This window comes from Cellulosimicrobium sp. ES-005, assembly GCF_040448685.1.
Classification (GTDB): domain Bacteria; phylum Actinomycetota; class Actinomycetes; order Actinomycetales; family Cellulomonadaceae; genus Cellulosimicrobium; species Cellulosimicrobium cellulans_G.
In genome coordinates, this window is record NZ_CP159290.1 from 3,213,210 (window position 1) to 3,233,196 (window position 19,987).

The following is a 19,987-nucleotide window of genomic DNA, read 5'->3' on the forward strand; positions in this document are numbered from 1 at the left end:
GGGGACCGGTCCCCATGCCGGGGCGGTGCGGTGCGTCGGGGGCGCCGCATAGCCTCTCCCCGTGACCGACGTGAACGCCCCGGACCCGCAGGAGCAGCACTGGACCGAGGGCTTCCCGCACCTCGCCGACCGGGCCGCGACGCTGCTCGGCGTCGACGTCGCGACGGTCGCGCGCCACCACAAGGTCGTCCCGGGCGGGTTCCACGTGTGGACCCCGGGTCGTGGGGGCGCGCAGGCGATCGTCGGGTTCGACGGCTCGGCGTACGTGCGGGAGTCGTGCTTCACGCAGGCCCAGATGGTGGAGGCGTTCCACGCCGGTCACCGCAACGACGCGAACGCCGCGACCCTCCCGGTGAACCACGCGGCGTCGGCGGTGGCCTCGATGGTCGGGATCCTGCGCGGAGGGCCGGCGCAGCCCGCGACGCCCGTCGGCCCGAGCGAGGCCGAGCTCGCCGAGCTCGTCGGCGGCGCGTTCGAGCAGACGACGCCGGACGAGATCGCTGCACGGCTGCGCGCCCGCGGCAAGGGCGCGTTCGTCGTCGTGGGCGTGGACCGCGCGCACGGGCCGGGCCACTGGTACGTCGCGTACTTCGACGGCGAGCAGGTGCTCGCGCTCGACCCGATCGCCAACGGCCGCACCGCGTGGCCGCCGCCCGCGGCGGACGCGGTGCGCTGGTGGGCGGACGGGACGCCGACGACGGCGCCCGCGCGGGTCGTGCTCGACGTCCGGTCGGCCACGGGTCGCCGCGTGTGGACGCAGACGACGCCGTTCCTCGCCCCGACGGCGCAGTCGTTCCTGGACTGGGTCGCGACCCTGCCCGCGGAGAAGGTCGTGAAGGGCTACCAGGTCTGGCACGGCTTCTGGTGGGTCGTCCTCTCGGCGTCGGGCGACGACCTGCGCGTCGCCGTCACGGACCTCACGAAGGACGGGATCTCGACGCTCACCTGGGACGTCGACCCGATGCTCGACACCTACCGGCAGCAGCGGGAGATGGTCGCGTTCTGCAAGGTCGGCTCGAAGAGCACGCGCTTCACGGAGACGGTGCTGGTCTACAACGACGTGTACGACGCCCCGGAGATGTTCGTCGAGCGCACCCGGCCGGTGGGCGACGGGGCGTCGGGGTGGGTCGTGAAGTCGATCGCCGCGCAGCCTCGGGGCGGCCTCGTTCCCGTGCCGGCGCACGAGCTGTACCGCCGGGCGCCGCACCTCGTGCGCTACCTCTCGCTCCCGGAGGGCTTCCGGGCGGTGTGGGCGAAGAACCGGACGAACCAGATCTGGAACCCGGACGGCGAGCTCGTCTGGGACGCCGACGCGCGCGACGCGGCGAACGCGGCCGCAGCGGCGCAGCAGGGGACGGCGACGGGCGCACCCGCTCCGGCGACGGGCACGGGGACCGGCGACGCCCGGGCAGCCGACGCCGCGGCCGCCTCCTCGTCGGCGGGTGACGCGTCGGCGAGCGCGACCGGCCAGGGGGCGTCGACGTCGGGCACCACCCGCCCTCGGGGGAGCGTCGCCTACGAGGCGGCGCGCGACGCGCTCGACGACCGCGCCGCGAGCCGCGAGCGGGTGCTGGCCGCCGCGCACGGGCTGCGCGACGCGTTCGTCCGCAACGAGCACATGATCGGCCTCCTGCCGGCCGACGCGGAGCAGGTGCTCGTCGACACGTACCGGAGGGCCGACGCGGGCGGGGCGGACGCGGTGTCGCGCGAGGCGGCGACGTCCTGGGTGCGCGAGGCGTACTTCCGCCGGCTGCCGCTCGCCGGGGAGGCCGCCGAGCGGGTCGACCGGCTCGCCGAGGACGACCCCGACGGAGCGGCGCACGTGCTGCGCGGGTGGATGCGCTACAACGGCTACGGGTTCGCGCAGGACGCCGCGGCGGCCGTCGCGGACCACGAGGAGGCGGCGCGCCGCGGCAACGCCGACGCGCTGTTCGAGCTGTCCGTCCTCACCGCGACCGGCCAGGGCACGCCCGTGGACGAGGCGCGCTCGCGCGCGTTCCTCGAGCAGGCCGCGGACGCGGGCCACCCGCGGGCGCTCTACAACCTCGCGGCGGAGCACGCGACGGGTCGGGGCCGTCCGCGGGACTCCGCGCGCGCCCTGGAGCTCTACCTCGCGGCGGGCGACCGCGGCAACGGCCGCGCGGCGTTCACGGCGGGCGTCATGATGCTCACGGGGGACGGCTCCCTGCCCGACCCGGCCCGCGCCGGCCGGGCGTTCGCGCTCGCCGAGGACCTCGGGTTCGACGTGCGCGACGCCGCCGCGCAGTTCCCGCCGCAGCTCGCCGAGCAGGTCGTCGGGGCGCTCGCCGCGGACTGACCGGACAAAAGACGCTCACAGCCCGTTCCACTTGCGGGCCCGGGCATCGTATGGTCACTCGCGTGAACGTCTACGTCGTCCTGTCCCGCAGCCGCACGGTCCTGTCGCGGACGATCGCGCTGGCGACCCGCGACGAGTTCACGCACTCCTCCCTGGCGCTCGACCCGGGGCTCGAGCTCATGTTCAGCTTCGGGCGCCGCCGGGCGGGGAACCCGTTCGTCGGGTGCTTCCGGCGCGAGCGGTTCGACGACGGCCTGTACCGCGGCATGGACGTCGTGCCCGGGGTCGTGCTCGCGGTCCCCGTGACGCCGGAGCAGCACGAGGCGATCCGGGTGCGGATCACCGAGTTCCTGCTGGACTCGCACGCGTTCTCCTACAACGTGCGCGGTCTCGTCGGCGCCCGCTTCGGCCGGGGTCACGAGGCGGAGGACCGGTTCTTCTGCTCCGAGTTCGTCTACCACGTGCTGCACGGCGCGGGAGTGTGCGACCTCGGCGTCGAGCGGTGGCAGGTGCGACCGCAGACGCTCCTCGACCTGCCGGGCCGGGTCGTCTTCCGAGGCGACCTCAAGGACTACGTCGCGGCGCACGGCGCGCTCGAGACCCTGCCGTCGCTCACGTTCGGCCACGTCCGCGAGCGCGTGCTCGGCTGATCCCGGCACGGCGGCACGGCGGCACGGCGGCACGGCGGCACGGCGGCACGGCGGCACGGCGGCACGGCGGCACGGCGGCACGGCGGCACGGCGGCACGGCGGTACCGCGGCACCGCGGGTCCGGTGCGACGCCGCGCGGGCCGAGACGCGCGTCAGCCGACCCGCAGCGCCGCCACGATGTCCTCGACCCGCTGCTTCGCGTCCCCGAAGAGCATGCCCGTGTTCTCGCGGAAGAACAGCGGGTTCTGCACCCCGGCGTAGCCGGCCGCCATCGAGCGCTTGAAGACGACGACCTGCCCGGCCTCCCACACGTGCAGGACCGGCATGCCCGCGATGGGGGAGCCGGGATCGTCGAGCGCGGCCGGGTTCACCGTGTCGTTCGCGCCGATGACGAGCACGACGTCCGTGTCCGCCAGGTCGTCGTTGATCTCGTCCATCTCCAGCACGATGTCGTACGGGACGCGCGCCTCGGCGAGCAGGACGTTCATGTGCCCGGGCAGGCGACCCGCGACCGGGTGCACCCCGAAGCGGACCTCGGCACCGCCGTCGCGCAGGAGCTCGACGAGCTCCGCGACGGGGTACTGCGCCTTGGCGACCGCCATGCCGTAGCCCGGCGTGATGACGACGCTGCGGGCGTCGCGCAGGAGGGCCGCGACGTCGTCGGCGCTCACCTCGCGGTGCTCGCCCTGCGGGCCCTCGCCGCCCCCGGCGGGCGCGGCGCCCTCCTCGGCCCCGAACCCGCCGAGGATGACGGACACGAACGACCGGTTCATGGCCCGGCACATGATGTAGCTGAGGATCGCACCGGAGGACCCGACGAGCGCGCCCGTGACGATGAGCAGGTCGTTGCCGAGCATGAAGCCCGCCGCGGCGGCGGCCCAGCCGGAGTACGAGTTGAGCATCGACACGACGACGGGCATGTCGCCCCCGCCGATCGACGCGACGAGGTGCCAGCCGAGCGCGAGCGACACGACCGTGAGCAGGAGCAGGGGCCAGATCGACGGCGCGACGACGAACCACACCACGAGCCCCAGGCTCACGACGAGCGCCGCGAGGTTGAGCAGGTTCCGGCCGGGGAGCTGGAGCGGGGCCGATCGCGTGCGCCCCGACAGCTTGAGGAACGCGACGACGGAGCCGGTGAACGTCACCGCGCCCACGAGCACGCCGAGGGAGACCTCGACGAGGTGCGCGACGTCGTCGGCCCCGGCGGCGTGCGCGGTGAGGTAGGAGTTGAAGCCGACCAGCACGGCCGCGGCGCCGACGAAGCTGTGCAGGATCGCGATGAGCTCCGGCATCTGCGTCATCTCGACGCGGCGCGCGCGCCACGTCCCGACCGCCGCGCCCACGAGGAGCACGAGCGCGATGAGCAGCGCGGTGACGAGCACGGGCCGGGCGCTCGTGCCGAGCGCGAGCACGATCGTCGCGGCCAGCGCGAGGACCATGCCGACCATGCCGAGCACGTTGCCGCGGCGTGCGGACTCCTGCTTCGACAGCCCCGCGAGGCTGAGGACGAACAGGACGGCGGCGAGGACGTAGACCGCCTGGGCGACGGACGTCGCGGTCATCGGGCCACCTCCTGCGCACGCGCCGGGGCGTCCTTGCGGAACATGCGGATCATGCGGTTCGCCACGAGGAAGCCACCGAAGATGTTGATGCTCGCGACGGTCGCGGCGAGCAGCGCGAGCGTCGTGACGACCCAGTCGTCGGAGCCGATCTGGAGGAGCGCGCCGACGAGGATGATGCCGGAGATCGCGTTGGTCTGGGCCATGAGCGGTGTGTGCAGCGAGTGCGTGACGTTCGAGATTACGTAGTACCCGACGATCACCGCGAGCGTGAAGACCGTGACGTGCCCGACGAGCGACGGCGGCGCGAACGACAGCGCGAGCGTCACGAGCACCGCGGCGAGCGCGGCGCCCACGGTCCGACGACGGCGGCTCAGGCTCGCGGCCGACGCCGCCTCCGCGGCGGCCCGCTCGCGTGCCGCGGTCTCCAGCGCGGGGTCGGGTGGTGGCGCGGTCGACCCCGGGGCCGGGGCCGCGCTCACCGCGACGGGCGGCGGCGGCCACAGCACCTCGCCGTCGCGCGCGACGGTCATGCCGCGCTGCACCGGGTCGTCGAGGTCGAGCGCGAGCTCGCCGTCCTTGCCGGGCGTGACCAGCTCCAGCAGGTGCACGACGTTCGTCCCGAGGAGCTGCGACGTGTGCTGGGGCAGGCGCCCGGCGAGGTCGGTCCAGCCGACGACCACGACGCCGTTCTCCGTCACGACGCGTTCGCCCGGCACCGTGAGCGCGCAGTTCCCGCCGCCCGAGGCCGCGAGGTCGACGACGACGCTCCCGGGGCGCATCCCGGCGACCGCCTCGGCCGTGAGGGTGCGCGGGGCGCGGCCGCGCACGAGCGCCGTCGTGATGACGACGTCGGCCTCGGCGGCCTCGCGCGCGTACACCGCGAGGGCCGCGGCCTCCTGCTCGGGCGTGAGCGGCTTCGCGTAGCCGTCGGCGGACATGCCCTGCTGCGCCGCGGGCTCGCGCACGGCGGTGCCGCCCATGGACTCGATCTGCTCGGCCGCCTCGGACCGCACGTCGAACGCGCGCACCTGCGCGCCCAGGCTCGCCGCCGCGCCGACCGCGGCGAGGCCCGCGACCCCGCCGCCGATGACGAAGACCCTCGCGGGCGGCGTCTTGCCCGCGGCCGTGACCTGCCCGGCGAACATGCCGCCGTACTCGCCGGCCGCCTCGACGACCGCGCGGTACCCCGCGACGTTGGACAGCGTGCTCAGCACGTCGAGGGCCTGCGCGCGCGAGATGCGAGGCACGGCGTCGAGCGCGAGCGCGGTGACGCCGCGGGTGGCGAGGCGCTGCACGAGGTCGGGGTCGTTCGCGGGGCCGAGCATCGCGACGAGCGTCGCGCCCGGGCGCAGGAGCGCGACCTGGGCGTCCGTCGGCGCGTTCACCGCCGTGACGACGTCGGCGCCCCACGCGGCCGCGGCGTCGACGACCGTGGCGCCCGCCGTCTCGTACGCGGCGTCGGAGAACGTGGCCCCCGCGCCGGCGTCGTGCTCGACGACCACCTCGTACCCGAGCGCCCGCAGGCGCTCGACCGTGCGCGGGGTCGCGGCGACCAGCCGCTCCCCGTCCCTCACCTCGCGGGGGACACCGATCCTCACGTGCGGGCTCCTCACCTCGTCGAGCATCGTGGGCGCCCGTGCGACCGGGGACGACGGCGGGTGCGCCGCGAGCCTATCGGGGGTCGCCCGCGTCGTCCCGGGTCGAACGTCCCCGGGCGGGCGAGCCTCGACCTGGTCGGCGCTCGTCGCGCCGCGGCGGGGAGCGGCGGGGAGTTCTCACCATCGCGCGAGGTGGCGCCCCCGGCGCCGGGTCCGCGAGGATCGGGGCGCCATCCGCTCAGACCCAGGGGGAACCATGCGCCGCACCACCACCCGTACCGCCGTCCTCGCGCCCGTCGTCGCGCTGTGCACCGTCGCGCTCGCCGCGTGCTCCGTCAGCGCGAACCTCACCGTGCCGGCCTCGAAGATCGCGCAGGACGCGGAGGGCGCGCTCGCCGAGATCGGCGAGGCGGACGTCGACTGCGGCGAGGAGAACGTCGACCTGGTGGACGGCGAGGTCGTCGAGTGCGAGCTCACCGACCCGGCGTCCGGGGAGGTCTACGACACGACCGTCACGCTGTCCGACGTCGACGGGACGAAGTACCACGTCGACGTGAAGGTCGCCGACGCCCCCCAGGGCTGACCCGGGCCGATCCCGCGGGCTACAGGTCGCCCTTCCTCTGCAGGTACCGCATCGCGGCCCAGCCGATCGGGATGCGGGCCCAGTAGGTCGCGACGCGGAAGAGCACGGTCGCGGACGTCGCGAGCGCGGCGGGGACGCCCGCGGTGGTCAGGCCGAAGATGAGGGCGGCCTCGATCGCCCCGAGGCCGCCGGGTGTCGGGACGGCCGCACCCGCGGCGTTCCCGACGAGGTAGATGACCGCGACCTCGACGAGCGAGAGCTCCTGCCCGAACGCGGCGAGGGCGGCGTCGAACGCGAGCACGTAGCCGAGCGTCATGACGACGTTCCCCGCGATGCCGAGCGCGAGCCGCCCGGGCTGGCCCAGCATCTCCGACAGCCGGGGCCACACCTGCTGGATCGTCGGGCGGATCTTGGCGAGCACCCAGGCCCGCACGGCCGGCACGAGGAGCGTCGCCAGGACGGCGAGCGCGACGCCGCCGATCGCGAGGAGCACCGTCGTCGACGGGAGCTGGACGAGCCCGCCGTCGCCGGTGGCCACGGACAGCACGACGAGGAGCAGGATCGTCACGACGAACTGCGACACCTGGACGAGCGCGACCGTCGCGACCGCCACCGGGGTCGAGATCCCGCGCCGGGTCAGGAGCCGGAGGTTCAGCGCCGCCGGGCCGATGCCGGCGGGCGCGGCGAGCGCGACGAACGAGCCCGCCGCCTGGGTGAGCGTGACGCGCCAGAGCGGCAGGCGCTTCGACGCGAACGCGACGAGCGTGAGCGCGGCGCCGAACCACGTGACGATCCCGAGCAGGAACGAGACGGCCGCCCACCAGGGGTTCGCCGACGAGACGGCCTCGGTGATCTGGTCGAAGTTGATCGTCGTGACGACGACCGTCACCGCGACGATCGTCAGGGTCAGCGTGAGGATCGTCCGCGCGCCGAACCGGGTGATGCGCTGCGGCTCGATGCTCGCCTCGGGCAGCCGCTCGACCAGCGCGGCGCGCAGCTCCTTGAGGAGCTCCTTGTTCTGCCGGATCTCCTCGCGCGTGCTCGGCGGCAGCGCGACGGGCTGGAGCAGCGGGCCGATGGCGGCGATGTCGTCGTCCGGCAGGACGCTCACCGCGGACTCGACGGCCCGGCGCGCCCCGACACGCAGCGCGAGGAGCGCGACCATCTGCGCCAGGTCCATGCGGCGCGCGAGCTCGGACGACGCGATGTCGCCCTGCTCCCACCCGGTGAGCCAGACCTGCGGGGCCCCCGTCGCGGGCTCGCGCGAGACGAGCATGACGTCGGACGTCAGCGCGCGGTGCGCGATGCCCGCCGCGTGCGCGAGCCGGAGCTGGCGCCACGCCTCGTTGAGCACCGAGCCCGTGAGGTCCTCGACGGGGAGGTCGCGCAGCGAGACCGCGCCGGTCGCGTGCTCCTGGACCAGGACCATGGAGTCCGCGGACTCGCCGATGCCGAGCAGCCGCGGGGTGCGGACGCCCGCGGCGCGCGCCGCGTAGGACAGCAGCGCGGTGCGCTCGGCCGCCGCGCGCAGCGAGATCGCCGCGCGTCCCTCGCTGCCGCGCAGGCGCAGCGACCGCCAGAACCGGGCGAGGAAGCCGACGACCTGCCGGTCGCCGTCGAGCACGACGACGTCACGCCGCACGCCGTCCTCCGCGAGCATCGCGTAGACGCGGTTGTCGCCCGCGCGCGTCAGCGCGATGGCCGCCGAGTCGGACGGCGCGTCCTGGGACTCCGTCGCGGGGGTCTGCCCGTTCGTCCCGTTCGCCCCGTCCGACGCCCCGGCCTCGTCGGGGTGCGGGGCCGAGCCGAGGTGCTGCGCGGCGAGCGCGGCGTCGGCCGTGAGGACCGTCCCGGCGTCGTCGGTGGCGCCGGGTGCGCGCAGGACGCCGACGTGCACCTCGGCAGTGATGCGCCCCTCGGCGTCCACCTCGGTGATGGGGTCGTCCGCCGCCTCGGCGAGCTCCTCGTCGTCGGTGACGTCGCGCACGCGCACGAGGGCCGCGGGGGAGAACCCGGCGCGCCGGACCCCGGCCACGAGGTCGGGTCCGTAGGCACGCTCGCTGCGCACGCCCGAGACGTACCGCACGGCGAGCCCGGCGATGCGGCCGAGGAGCAGCGTGATGATGATGCCCGGCAGCGACACCTGGCCCGTGATGAGCACGACGCCGATCGCGACGAACAGCAGGTTCCACGACCACTTGACGGTGCGGCGTCGGGTGCGGGTCCCCGCGGCCGTGAGCAGCCCGGCGATCGCGGCGACGTACCCCGGGATCGTCAGCCGCCACTCGCCGCGCGAGTACACGGAGAGCCCCCGGACGAGGTCGTCCGAGCCCCACGCGCGCAGGGCCAGCACGGCCAGCACGCCGAGGAGCAGGCCGAGCGCGGCGGCGACGATCGACTCGACGACCTGGCGGCCCAGCCGGCGGATGCCGAGCTCGGTGAGGACGGCGATCGGCACGAACAGCGTGATGAGGCCCTCGAGCACCGCGACGGGGACGAAGAGGATGCGCGCGAGCAGGTCGGAGAAGTTCCGGACGTCCTCCGCGACGCCCGCCGTCGTGCCGTGCGCGTAGACCGACATGAGCAGGACGACCACGACGCCCACCGCGCACAGCACGAGGTTGACGAGGTCGATCGGGTGCCGGACGCGCTGCTCGGCCGTGTCGACGACGCGGACCGTCCCCGCGTCGTCGTGCCCCCGACGCGCGAGCAGGGCCTCGAGCGCGCCCGTCTGGGGGCGGGGCTCCGCCTGCGCGGCCCGTGCCAGCGAGCCGACCTCGACGACCGCGCCGACGTGGGGAGCGGCGCGCTCTCTCGGCTCGGGGGCGGGGGAGGCCATGCGAGCGAGTCTAGGTCGGGGCCCCTGAGGAGGCGCGGTATTTGGCCGATTCCTCCGGGTGATTCGCCCGGTTCGCCCGCATGCTGGACGGCTCGCGGCCCCCGCTCGGCGGGCGGGTGTGAGCAAGGCCTCCCTAGCATGGGCGGAGGACCGGACCCGGGAGGTCGGCATGGCACGTGGCACGACGACGGAGCACGGCACCGCGGACGGGGCCGACCGTCCGGACCGCCCTGCGACGCCCGACGCGAACGGGCAGGAGCGCAACCCCTTCCGCAAGGTGTGGTGGCTGCCCGTGGTGCGGGGGAGCCTCCTCGTCGTCCTCGGCCTCCTCCTCATGATCGAGCCGCTGGAGCAGCTCGGGACGCTGCGCGTGGTGCTCGGCGCGTTCCTCGTGGCGGACGGCGTGCTCGTCGCCGTGCAGGGGTTCGTGCACCGCCGGCAGGTCGGGTCGGCGTGGTGGCTCGCGCAGGCGGGCGTCAACGTCGTGTTCGGCGTCGTCGTGGCGCTCTGGCCCGACCTCACCGCCACCGCGCTCTACTACGTGCTCGCGGTCTGGGTGCTCGTGCTGGGCATCACCACGATCGCCGGGGCCGCCGCGCTCGTCCGCAACCGCGACCTGGGCTGGGCCTGGATGCTCGCGGTCGGGATCGTCTCGGTGCTGTTCGGGGTCCTGCTCGTCACGCGGCCGCTCGACGCCTTCGACGTGCTGCGGCTCGTCACCGTCGTGTTCGCGCTGTACGCGTTCGTGACCGGCGCGATCCACGTGGTGTCGGGCTTCGCCGTGCGCGCCGTCGCGCGCGAGCTCGCGGACCTGCGCGCGCAGGCCGTCGCGGCGGGCGTCGTCGTGACGGGCGGGTCCGTGCTCGGCGCGCCCGCCGCTCACCCGGGCGTCGCCCCGCCGTCGGCCACGGGCGGGCCGACGCCGCGCGACCCGAGCGCGGCCCCGTCGCCGTCGCCCTCGCCGGCCCCGTCGCCCTCGCCGAGGCCGGAGTCGTCGCCCGGGCCGTCGCGCGGGTCGGAGCCGGACGAGCCCGGGGGAGCGGGACGGCTGCCCTAGCATGTGACCGCTGTCCGTCGAGAACGAGGAGCACCGGTGGTCACTGCGTACGACATCCTGTTCGGCCTGACCCCGCAGGACGCGGTGGACGGGTCACCGGTCGGGACGACGGACCTGCTGCCGCCGCCCGTCGCGCCCTGGGGCGAGGCCGCCTGGGGGTGGATCGGCGACGCGGGGCCGGGGATCGAGCCGCGGACGTGGCCGCGGAGCCCGAGCACCGGGCTGCCGATGCGGCACGCCGTCACGATGCGGCTGCCGGCCGAGTACCAGCGTCGGGGCCCCGGGCTCCCGGGCGTGGCGTACTTCCTCGGCGAGGGGCAGTTCGCCACCGCGCACGACGCGAGCGACCCGGACGACCCGTTCGTCGTGGACCTGCGCGCGGCCCGGCAGCACCCGCAGGCGCTCGTGCTCAGCGACATCATCGGCCAGAGCTTCGCCTTGGTCTGGCTGACCGAGGAGGAGCTCGCGGCCGGCCCGACGGCCGCCCCGCCCGACACCCGTCGTCCCGGTGAGCACGTCGCGACGGACGAGGGGCAGAACGCGTGGGACCCGCCGCTCGGCACGCGCCGCGGCGAGGACATGACGGTCACCCGGTGGGCCTACCTCGTCCCGAGGGTCGACGACCCGAACGCGGGTCGCGCCCCGGGCCGGGAGGAGGACGGCTGGGTCTCGCCCTGGGACGAGGACTGGACCGGGCCGCCGGAGGAGGAGCGCTCCTGGGCGGACGACCACCTCGGCGGGACGTCCGAGGCGATGGTCGACTCGCTGGAGGGCGACTTCACGCCGCACTACCTGGAGCTGTCCACGCCGACCTGGGGCGTCGACTACGGCAACCGCGAGACCCACCTGGTCGACCTGGAGACCGGCGCGTTCGGGATCGCCTGACCACGGCGTCCCAGGAGTCGCGAAGCGGCGCCGCGGCCGTCACGCGAGGCCCAGGGACTGCTTCCACTCCAGGGGGAGGAGCGCGTACCCGACGAACGCGACGACGTCGAGCAGAGTGTGGGCGATCACGAGCGGCATGACGCGGTGCCTGCCCCAGCGCGACGTGTAGAACCACGAGAAGACGACGCCCATGACGACGTTCCCGACGAACGGGCCGAACCCCTGGTACAGGTGGTACGACCCGCGCAGGAGCGAGCTCCACACGACGAACTTCACGCGGCCCCAGCCGAGGTCGCGCGTGCGCTCGAACAGGTAGCCGACGGCGATGACCTCCTCGAGCAGGCCGTTCTGCAGCGCGGCGAGGATCAGCACGGGCACCGTCCACCACGCGGCGTTGAGCGCCGACGCCTGCACCTCGACCGTGATGCCGAGGAGGCGCCCGAGCGCGTAGAAGCCCAGCCCGGGGATGCCGATGGCCGCGGCGAGCGCGAACCCCCACCCGACGTCGCGCAGGGGCCGCGCGCCGTCGAGCCCGATCGCCCGGACGGCCGAGCGGCCGCGCGCGCTGAGCAGGTACAGCGCGAGCGCGACGGGCAGCACCGCGAAGAAGATCCCGACGAGCTGGTACGTGAGGTCGAGGTACGGCCGGGCCGACCGGCTCACGTTGAGGCTCGCGGACTGCTCGCCGAGCGGGGTCCCGGCGGTGAGCCGCGCGACGATGTTGATGATCGCGTAGACCGCCGACTTGCCGAGGCTCAGCCCGAGGACGATCCAGATCTCCGCGCCGATGCGTCGTCGTGTCGCCCGGTCCGGGCGGTCGTGCGCCTCGGCGCTGACGGTTTCGGCCGCGCGGGGCGCCGCCGTCGGGCCGGGCGCGGGCAGCGGCTCGGGCGCGGTCGCGGGGGTGGACGCGGTCAGGTCGGGCACCGTCCGGTTATAGCACCGGTCCCCGGGAGCGGGCTCGACGCCGCCTGGACGCGCGCTGTCCGCCGAGCACGGGTCTGCTCCGCGTCGACCACGAGGTCCCTGTCGTTCTCGGCCCCAGAACGACAGCGACCTCGTGCTCGGCGGGTCAGGGTTGATCGCTCGGTGGGTCAGGGGTTGCGCGGGCGGCCCGGGCGGCGGGGCGGGCGGACGTCGCGGGGGAGGCGGCCGGCGTCGTCGAGCGCGCGACGCAGGAGCATCTCGATCTGCGCGTTGACGCTGCGCAGGTCGTCGCCGGCCCAGCGCGCGAGCGCGTCGTGGACGGCGGGGTCGAGGCGCAGGAGGACCGACTTGCGCTGGGGCCGCTGCGCTCGGCCCGTGCCCGACGCCGGCTGCTCGGCCTGCGGGGGTGCGTCGCCCTCCCGCGGGGCCGGCTCCCCCCCGGAGGGCACAACGCGGCCCGACGACGGCTGGTCGCCGTCGTCGGGCGCGTGGCGCTTCTCGGGCGGCGTGGGCCCGGCGGGCGTCACTGGTACAGGGACCCCGTGTTGACGACGGGCGTCACGCGGCTGTCCCCGCAGAGCACCACGAGGAGGTTGGAGACCATCGTCGCGCGGCGCTCGTCGTCGAGCGTCACGATGTCCTCGGCCTCGAGGCGCGAGAGCGCGTCCTCGACCATGGACACCGCGCCCTCCACGATGCGCGACCGTGCCGCGATGATCGCGCCTGCCTGCTGGCGCTGGAGCATCGCCTGCGCGATCTCCGGGGCGTAGGCGAGGTTGGAGATGCGGGCCTCGATGACCTCGACGCCCGCCACGACGACGCGCGCCGCGACCTCGGTGGCGATCTCCGCGGAGACGACCTCGGTGGCCCCGCGCAGCGACTGCTCGCCGGCCTCGGCGTCGTCGTAGGGGTGCGACATCGCGACGTGGCGCAGCGCCGACTCGGCCTGGACGCGCACGAAGTCGGTGTAGTCCTCGACGGCGAAGCTCGCCTTGGCGGTGTCCGCGACCTGCCAGACGACGATCGCGGCGATGTTGATCGGGTTGCCGTCGGCGTCGTTGACCTTGAGCTCGCTCGTCTCGAAGTTGCGCACGCGGACCGACACGCGCTTGCGCGTCGAGAACGGCACGGTGGCGACGAGCCCGGTGCGGCGGATGGTCCCGAGGTACCGGCCGAAGAACTGGACGACGAGCGTCTGCCCGGGGTTGATGACCTTGACCATCGTGAGCAGGAAGACGCCGAGCAGGATCGCGACCACGCCGAGCACGGCACCGACGGGGGTGGCCGTCGCGAACAGCGGGATCGACCCGCCGAGCAGCACGAGGACGAGCAGGATCACGAGACCGCCCCCGCCCGCGCCGAGCGACCACGCGGGCTGCTCGGTGACGTCGACGCGCGTGCCGTCGTGGCCGACGGGACGGCCGGTCGGCTCGCCGCCGACGGACTCCTGCGGGGGTGCTGCGCTCTCGGTCACGGGGCCCGTCCTCTCCTGCGGCCGACGGCCGCGCGTGTCGTGGATAGCAAAGTGATATCACATTATGCCGCCCCCCAGCACGTTCGCACCGGCCCCTAGCGTGCCGAGCACGACCCCGCCCGCTGTCCAACACGACATGAAGGCTGTTATCGACCGGATAACGACCCTCATGTCGTGTTCGGCGGGTGGGGGGTTGCGTGAGCGGTGGTCGGGGTGGCAGACTGCAAATAGGTTTGTAGCGCAAAGTAGTTTTCCGATCTCTCGAGAGGCCACCATGACGACGGACCACGGCGACGGCCCCCGCGACGGGGCTGGCGAGCCGGACGAGCCGGCGCTCGACGTCGCCGAGACGCTCCGCCTCATCAGCGAGCAGCAGGACCGCGCGCGCCGCGCGACCGAGCCGGACTCGCGGCTGCTGTTCCTCGCGTGGGGCGTCGCCTGGCTCGTCGGGTACCTGTGCCTGTGGGCGAGCGCGGTCCGCGTCGTCGACGGGACCGCGACCGTGCGCCTCACGACCCGCGCGGGGCAGGTCGTGGGCGCGCAGCCCGAGCCGTGGGCGTTCTGGGTCTTCTTCAGCCTCATCGCGGCCGCCGTCGCGTTCACGATCGTCCACAGCGTCACGCGCACCGCGGGGACGCGTGGCGTCAGCGCCCGCACCGGGGCCATGTACGGCTGGTCGTGGATGCTCGGCTTCGTCTGCTTCGGGTTCGTGCTCGGCGGGCTCGCCCGTGCGGGTGCGTCGGAGGAGGTCATGTCGCTCGCGAGCAACGCGTTCGCGTGCGTCGTCGTGGGCCTGCTGTACCTCGGTGGGGCGGCGGCGTTCGGCGACCGCGGGCTGTTCGTGCTCGGCGTGTGGATCCTGCTCACGGCGGCCGTCGCGACGTTCGCCGGGCTGCCGCTCACCTACCTCGTCATGGCGCTCGCGGGCGGGGGCGGGTTCCTCGTCATGGCCGCGATCGAGCACGTCCTGCGTGCCCGACGGCGGCGCCTCGCGACTCGTCCCGCACCCGCCCGGGCGTCGGCGGAGGGCGCGGCCGATGTCTGACGCCGGGCTCGACCCCGTCATCCACGCCCCGGCACGGCTGCGCGTCGTCGCGACGCTCGCGGCCCTCCCGACCGGCGACGAGCTGTCCTTCCCCAAGCTCCAGAAGCTCCTCGACATGACCGCCGGGAACCTCTCCACCCACCTGCGCAAGCTCGAGGACGCCGGCTACGTGTCCGTCACCAAGACCCACGAGGGCCGCACCCCGGCCACCTACCTCGCTCTCACCGCCCGCGGCCGTAGCGCCTTCGAGGACTACACGACCGCCCTGAACACCCTCCTGAAGGGAGCCGCAGGATGAGCACCGACGACGCCCCGCGCACTCGGGCCGCCCGGCCCGACCCCGCGCCGTCGACCACCGACCCCGCCCGACCCGTGGTCGCCGTCGACCACGTGACGCGACGCTTCGGCACGGTCGTCGCGCTCGACGACGTGTCCCTGACCGTCGGGGCGGGCGAGCTCGTCGGCCTGCTCGGCCCCAACGGCGCCGGCAAGTCGACGCTGCTGTCCCTGGTCAGCGGTCAGCGCAAGCCCGACGCCGGGACGGTCCGCCTGCTCGGCGGCGACCCGCGCGACGCGCGCAGCCGCGTCGGCCTGGGCCTCACCCCGCAGGAGACCGGCCTGCCCGCGACGCTCAAGGTGCGCGAGGTCGTCGACTTCGTCGCGGGCCACTACCCGGACCCCGTCCCGACGGCGGAGCTGCTGGAGCAGTTCGGGCTCACCGAGCTCGGGGGCCGCCAGACGGGCGCGATGTCCGGCGGGCAGAAGCGCCGCCTCGCCGTCGCGCTCTCGCTCGTGGGTCGCCCCCGCGTCGTCCTCCTCGACGAGCCGACGACGGGCCTCGACGTGAGCGCCCGGCAGGCGCTGTGGGACGCGATCCGCGCGTACCACGCGGCGGGGGGCACCGTGCTGCTGACCAGCCACTACCTGGAGGAGGTGCAGGCGCTCGCGCAGCGCGTCGTCGTCATCGACCAGGGCGTGGTCAAGGCCGACGACTCGCTCGACGCGATCCTGCGGCGCGTGTCGCTGCGGCGGGTCGTCGTCGGGTCGACCGCCGACCTCGCCGACCGGCCCGGCGTCGTGCGGTCCGACCGCCTCGGCGACGGACGCCAGGAGCTCTACACGCCCGACGCCGACGCCCTCGTCCGCGAGCTCGTCACCTCGGGCGTCGACTTCCACGACCTCGAGATCCGGGGCGCGAGCCTCGAGGAGGCGTTCGAGCAGATGGTCGCGCGCGACGCGGCCCCGACCACGGAGGCACGGGCACGATGACCACCACGACGATCCCCGGCGGCGCCACCGCCGCGGCCCTCCCCGGGCCGCTGCGCCTCACCTGGCTGCACCTCAAGTACCAGTTCCTGGAGACGGTGCGCGTGCCGGTCGCCGTGCTGGGCAACCTGCTGTTCCCGGCGCTCGCGATGTTCTTCTTCGTCGTGCCGCAGAAGGAGGTCGCGCAGAACCCGGTGGCCGCGACGACGGCCGTCGCGTCGCTCGGCCTGTTCGCGATCTGCTCGGCGAGCCTGTTCACCTACGGGCTCGGCGTCGCGGAGGACCGGCAGCTCCCGTTCGACCCGTTCGTGCGCTCGCTGCCCGCGGGCCCGGCGCCGCGCATGGCGGCGCGCGTGCTCAACGGCGGGATCTTCTCGCTGTTCGGGCTCGTGCCGCTCATCCTCATCGGCTGGCTGTTCACCGACGCGAGCGTCACGTGGAGCCAGCTCCTCGCGGGGGTGGGGACGGTGCTGCTCGTGTCCGTGCCGTTCGTGCTGCTCGGCATGGCGATCGGCTACTCGCTGTCCGCGAAGGCGGCACTGCCGGTCGTGCAGGTCATCCTCTTCCCGCTCGCGTTCGCGGGAGGCCTGTTCCTCCCGCCGTTCCTCTTCCCCTCGTGGCTGGACGCGATCTCGATGGCGACGCCGACGCGCGCGGGCCGTGACCTGCTCGTCCAGGCGCTCACGGGCGAGCCGGCGTACGGCGGCGCCTGGTTGGTGCTCCTCGGATGGACGGTGCTGTTCGCCGCCCTCGCGGTCGGCGCCTACCGCCGCGACGAGGGCCGCCGCTTCCGCTGACCCGCCCTGCACCCGCCGCCGAACACGACATGAGGGTCGTTATCCCCGGGGATAACGACCCTCAGGTCGTGTTCGGCGCGGGGACGGCCGGGTCAGGCGGCGCGGCGCAGGCGGAGCGAGTTGCCGACGACGAGCACCGAGCTCGCGGCCATCGCCGCGCCCGCGATCATCGGGTTGAGCAGGCCCGCCGCCGCGAGCGGGATCGCCGCCACGTTGTAGGCGAACGCCCAGAACAGGTTCTGCTGGATCACGCGCAGCGTCCGGCGCGAGAGCCGGATCGCCGTCGCGGCGCTGCGCAGGTCGCCGCGCACCAGCGTGAGGTCGCTCGCCTCGATCGCGACGTCCGTGCCGGTCCCCATCGCGAGCCCGAGGTCCGCCGTCGCGAGCGCGGCGGCGTCGTTCACGCCGTCCCCGACCATCGCGACGACGCGCCCCTCGCGCCGGAGCCGCGCGACGACGTCGACCTTCTGGTCGGGGAGCACGCGCGCGACGACGTCCGACTCCGCGATCCCGACGGCACGCGCCGCCTCGCGGGCCGCGCCCTCGCCGTCGCCCGTCAGCAGGTAGGGCCGCAGGCCGAGGTCGCGCAGCTCGCGCACCGCCTCGGCCGACGTCGGCTTCACGGGGTCGCGCAGCACGAGCACCGCGCGCGCCCGGCCGTCCCACGCGACGACGACGGCGCTCGCCCCCGACGCCTCGGCGGCCGCGAACGCGTCGTCGAGCGCCGGGTCGGGCGACACGCCCGCGCGCGCGAGCCACGACGGCTGCCCGACGAGCACGCGCCGCGCGGCGAGCCCGCCGCCGTCGCCCAGGGAGAGCCCGGAGTGCGCGGTGCGGACGACGGCCTCGACCCCGCCGCCCGGGGCGCTCCGGAAGTCGAACGCCTGCAACGAGCCGATCACGACGCCGTCGACCCCCACCGGGACGTCCCCGCCGGTCGAGGACGACGCGGCCGTCCGGCGCGCGGCGTCGGCGACCGCCCGGGCGATCGGGTGCTCGCTCAGGGCCTCGACCGCGCCCGCGTGCCGCAGGGCGTCGCGCGCGTCGTCGACGGCCTGGCGCGACCGGTCGGCGTCGCCTCGCGCCGGAGCGCGGCCCTCCGCGGGCAGGACGTCGAGCGGCACGCGGCCCGACGGCGTCACGACCGCCTCCAGCGCCATCGCGCCCTGGGTGACGGTCCCCGTCTTGTCGAGCACGACGGTGTCCACGCGCCGCGTCGACTCGAGGATCTCCGGCCCCTTGATGAGCACGCCGAGCTGCGCGCCCCGGCCGGTGCCGACGAGCAGGGCCGTCGGCGTCGCCAGGCCCAGCGCGCACGGGCACGCGATGATGAGCACCGCGACGGCGGCCGTGAACGCGAACTGCGTCCCGGCCCCGGCGAGCAGCCAGCCGGCGAGCGTCGCCACGGCGAGCACGAGCACGACCGGCACGAACACCGCGGAGATGCGGTCGGCGAGCCGCTGCACCGGCGCCTTGCCCGTCTGGGCCTGCGTGACGAGCCGTCCGATCTGGGCGAGCGTCGTCTCCTCGCCCACGCGCGTCGCCCGGACCAGCAGCGCACCCGCCGCGTTGACCGTCGCGCCCGTCACGTCGTCGCCCGGGCCGACGTCCACCGGCACCGGCTCGCCCGTGAGCAGCGACGTGTCGACCGCGCTCGACCCCTCCAGCACCACGCCGTCGGTCGCGACCTTCTCGCCGGGCCGCACGACGAACACGTCACCCGCCGCGAGGTCCGCGACCGGGACGCGCTCGGTGACCCGTGCGCCGTCGGCACCCGTGCGCGGGGAACCGTCCGGCCCGAGGACCACCCGCTCGGCGTCCTTCGCGCCCAGCTCCAGCAGCGACCGCAGCGCGTCCCCCGCACGGCGCTTCGAGCGGTGCTCGGCGTACCGGCCGGCCAGCAGGAACGTCGTGACGACCGCCGCGACCTCGAAGTACAGCTCCGGCGCGCCCGTCATGTCGCGGGACGGGATCAGCGTCGGCTGCATCCGCATCCCCGGCTCGCCCGCGCCGCTCAGCAGCAGCGCCCACAGCGACCACAGCGTCGCCGCGACCACCCCGAGCGACACGAGCGTGTCCATCGTCGACGCGCCGTGCCGCGCCGCGCGGAACGCCGCCGTGTGGAACGGCCACGCGCCCCACGTGACGACCGGCAGCGCGAGCGCCGCGACGACCCACTGCCACCCCGTGAACTGCAGCGCCGGGATCATCGAGACCGCGACCACCGGGACCGTCAGCACCGTCGCGACGCGCAGACGCTGCAGCAGCACGGCGCCCCGGTCGGGTCCGGCGGCGGCGCGGCCGGAGGTGCTCGGGCCACGGTCCGGAGCCCTCGTTCCTCGGGTGCCTCCCGGCTCTCGGTCGCGATCCGCCTGCGTTCGCACGCTCGCTCCGGAGAGTCGCTCGGTCGGACCCGCCTCGCCGTTGGCATCGTCCCGCCGCTCGGTCGCCCCCACGGCGGACTCTCCGCGGTCGGCCGAGGTCGAGCCCTGGCCCGCCGACGGAGAGCCGTGGCCCGCCGAGGGAGAGCCCTGGTGTGCCGGAGGAGAACCGTGGTGCCGCGAGGCGGAACCCTCGTCCACGGGGGTGAGATCACGACGGGTGGTGACGCGGGCGGTGTAACCGGCCTTCTCGACGGCGGCGACGAGGTCGGCGTCCGTGACGTCGGCGGCGAGGACGACGTGCGCGCTCTCGAGCGGGAGGTTGACGGTGGCGGTGACGCCGTCGACGCGGTTGAGCCGCTTCTCGACGCGCGCGACGCACGACGCGCACGTCATGCCCCCGATCGCCAGGTCGACCTCGGCGAAGGGCCGACCGTCGACGGCGTCGCCCGGCGGGGTGGCGGTCGTCGGGGTGGGCGTGGGCTGGGCGGTCATGCGGGTGACTCCTCGACGGGTGCTCGGGTGGAGGTCACCGACGGCGGTCCGGGGTGGCGGACGTCGCGGCGTGCGCCGTACGGGTGCGGCGCCGGGGGCGCGTCGCGG

At 75.0% G+C, this 19,987-nt stretch carries 16 protein-coding genes; 9 read left to right on the forward strand and 7 right to left on the reverse strand.

The window, feature by feature from the left end; all coding sequences use genetic code 11:
* Positions 1 to 61: 61 nt before the first annotated feature.
* Positions 62 to 2,317: a tetratricopeptide repeat protein gene (locus ABRQ22_RS14120; RefSeq protein ID WP_353707175.1), complete on the forward strand. Its 2,256-nt coding sequence runs from the start codon at positions 62 to 64 to the stop codon at positions 2,315 to 2,317.
* A gap of 62 nt (positions 2,318 to 2,379) precedes the next feature.
* Positions 2,380 to 2,967 (forward strand): hypothetical protein, encoded by a 588-nt coding sequence (locus ABRQ22_RS14125; protein ID WP_353707176.1) that lies wholly within the window; start codon positions 2,380 to 2,382, stop codon positions 2,965 to 2,967.
* 152 nt (positions 2,968 to 3,119) lie between these two features.
* On the opposite strand, the gene pntB is transcribed toward ABRQ22_RS14125, so the two are convergent.
* Both pntB and ABRQ22_RS14135 read right to left on the reverse strand, forming a co-directional pair.
* A complete protein-coding gene (pntB, locus tag ABRQ22_RS14130; protein ID WP_353707177.1) occupies positions 3,120 to 4,532 on the reverse strand; it encodes a Re/Si-specific NAD(P)(+) transhydrogenase subunit beta in 1,413 nt (470 codons plus the stop codon).
* A complete protein-coding gene (locus ABRQ22_RS14135) occupies positions 4,529 to 6,130 on the reverse strand; it encodes a Re/Si-specific NAD(P)(+) transhydrogenase subunit alpha (protein WP_353707178.1) in 1,602 nt (533 codons plus the stop codon). Before ABRQ22_RS14135 ends, pntB begins: the two co-directional genes overlap by 4 nt.
* A 256-nt stretch (positions 6,131 to 6,386) precedes the next feature.
* Here ABRQ22_RS14135 and ABRQ22_RS14140 point away from each other — a divergent pair, with 256 nt between their 5' ends.
* Entirely contained in the window at positions 6,387 to 6,713 is a 327-nt protein-coding gene (locus ABRQ22_RS14140) for a hypothetical protein (RefSeq protein WP_253052035.1), read from the forward strand.
* A 19-nt stretch (positions 6,714 to 6,732) separates the two neighbouring features.
* Here the strand turns inward: ABRQ22_RS14140 and ABRQ22_RS14145 are convergent, their stop codons facing one another.
* Positions 6,733 to 9,552: a flippase-like domain-containing protein gene (locus ABRQ22_RS14145; RefSeq protein ID WP_353707179.1), complete on the reverse strand. Its 2,820-nt coding sequence runs from the start codon at positions 9,550 to 9,552 to the stop codon at positions 6,733 to 6,735.
* Between the two features lie 169 nt (positions 9,553 to 9,721).
* On the opposite strand from ABRQ22_RS14145, the gene ABRQ22_RS14150 reads away from it, so the two are divergent.
* On the forward strand, positions 9,722 to 10,609 hold the full coding sequence (locus tag ABRQ22_RS14150; RefSeq protein WP_353707180.1) for a DUF308 domain-containing protein: 888 nt from the start codon (positions 9,722 to 9,724) through the stop codon (positions 10,607 to 10,609).
* Positions 10,610 to 10,645: 36 nt separating this feature from the next.
* Complete coding sequence (locus ABRQ22_RS14155) at positions 10,646 to 11,494, forward strand: hypothetical protein (RefSeq protein WP_353707181.1); 849 nt, start codon at positions 10,646 to 10,648, stop codon at positions 11,492 to 11,494.
* 39 nt (positions 11,495 to 11,533) lie between these two features.
* Here ABRQ22_RS14155 and ABRQ22_RS14160 read toward each other — a convergent pair whose 3' ends face one another.
* The 3 genes from ABRQ22_RS14160 to ABRQ22_RS14170 all read right to left on the reverse strand — a co-directional run bounded on the left by ABRQ22_RS14160 (position 11,534) and on the right by ABRQ22_RS14170 (position 13,895).
* A complete protein-coding gene (locus ABRQ22_RS14160; RefSeq protein ID WP_353709554.1) occupies positions 11,534 to 12,283 on the reverse strand; it encodes a CPBP family intramembrane glutamic endopeptidase in 750 nt (249 codons plus the stop codon).
* A 305-nt stretch (positions 12,284 to 12,588) separates the two neighbouring features.
* Positions 12,589 to 12,948, reverse strand: a complete 360-nt coding sequence (locus ABRQ22_RS14165) for a hypothetical protein (RefSeq protein WP_353707182.1) — start codon at positions 12,946 to 12,948, stop codon at positions 12,589 to 12,591.
* Positions 12,945 to 13,895: an SPFH domain-containing protein gene (locus ABRQ22_RS14170; RefSeq protein WP_353707183.1), complete on the reverse strand. Its 951-nt coding sequence runs from the start codon at positions 13,893 to 13,895 to the stop codon at positions 12,945 to 12,947. Before ABRQ22_RS14170 ends, ABRQ22_RS14165 begins: the two co-directional genes overlap by 4 nt.
* A gap of 274 nt (positions 13,896 to 14,169) precedes the next feature.
* Between ABRQ22_RS14170 and ABRQ22_RS14175 the strand changes: the two genes are divergently transcribed.
* From ABRQ22_RS14175 to ABRQ22_RS14190, 4 genes are read left to right on the forward strand one after another with little or no spacing between them, the layout of a single operon-like run.
* A complete protein-coding gene (locus tag ABRQ22_RS14175; RefSeq protein ID WP_253052048.1) occupies positions 14,170 to 14,940 on the forward strand; it encodes a hypothetical protein in 771 nt (256 codons plus the stop codon).
* Positions 14,933 to 15,238, forward strand: a complete 306-nt coding sequence (locus ABRQ22_RS14180; RefSeq protein ID WP_253052050.1) for a transcriptional regulator — start codon at positions 14,933 to 14,935, stop codon at positions 15,236 to 15,238. Before ABRQ22_RS14175 ends, ABRQ22_RS14180 begins: the two co-directional genes overlap by 8 nt.
* A complete protein-coding gene (locus ABRQ22_RS14185) occupies positions 15,235 to 16,209 on the forward strand; it encodes an ABC transporter ATP-binding protein (protein WP_353707184.1) in 975 nt (324 codons plus the stop codon). Before ABRQ22_RS14180 ends, ABRQ22_RS14185 begins: the two co-directional genes overlap by 4 nt.
* Entirely contained in the window at positions 16,206 to 17,003 is a 798-nt protein-coding gene (locus tag ABRQ22_RS14190) for an ABC transporter permease (RefSeq protein ID WP_353707185.1), read from the forward strand. Before ABRQ22_RS14185 ends, ABRQ22_RS14190 begins: the two co-directional genes overlap by 4 nt.
* Positions 17,004 to 17,095: 92 nt before the next feature.
* On the opposite strand, the gene ABRQ22_RS14195 is transcribed toward ABRQ22_RS14190, so the two are convergent.
* A complete protein-coding gene (locus ABRQ22_RS14195) occupies positions 17,096 to 19,879 on the reverse strand; it encodes a heavy metal translocating P-type ATPase (protein ID WP_353707186.1) in 2,784 nt (927 codons plus the stop codon).
* Between the last annotated feature and the right edge of the window lie 108 nt (positions 19,880 to 19,987).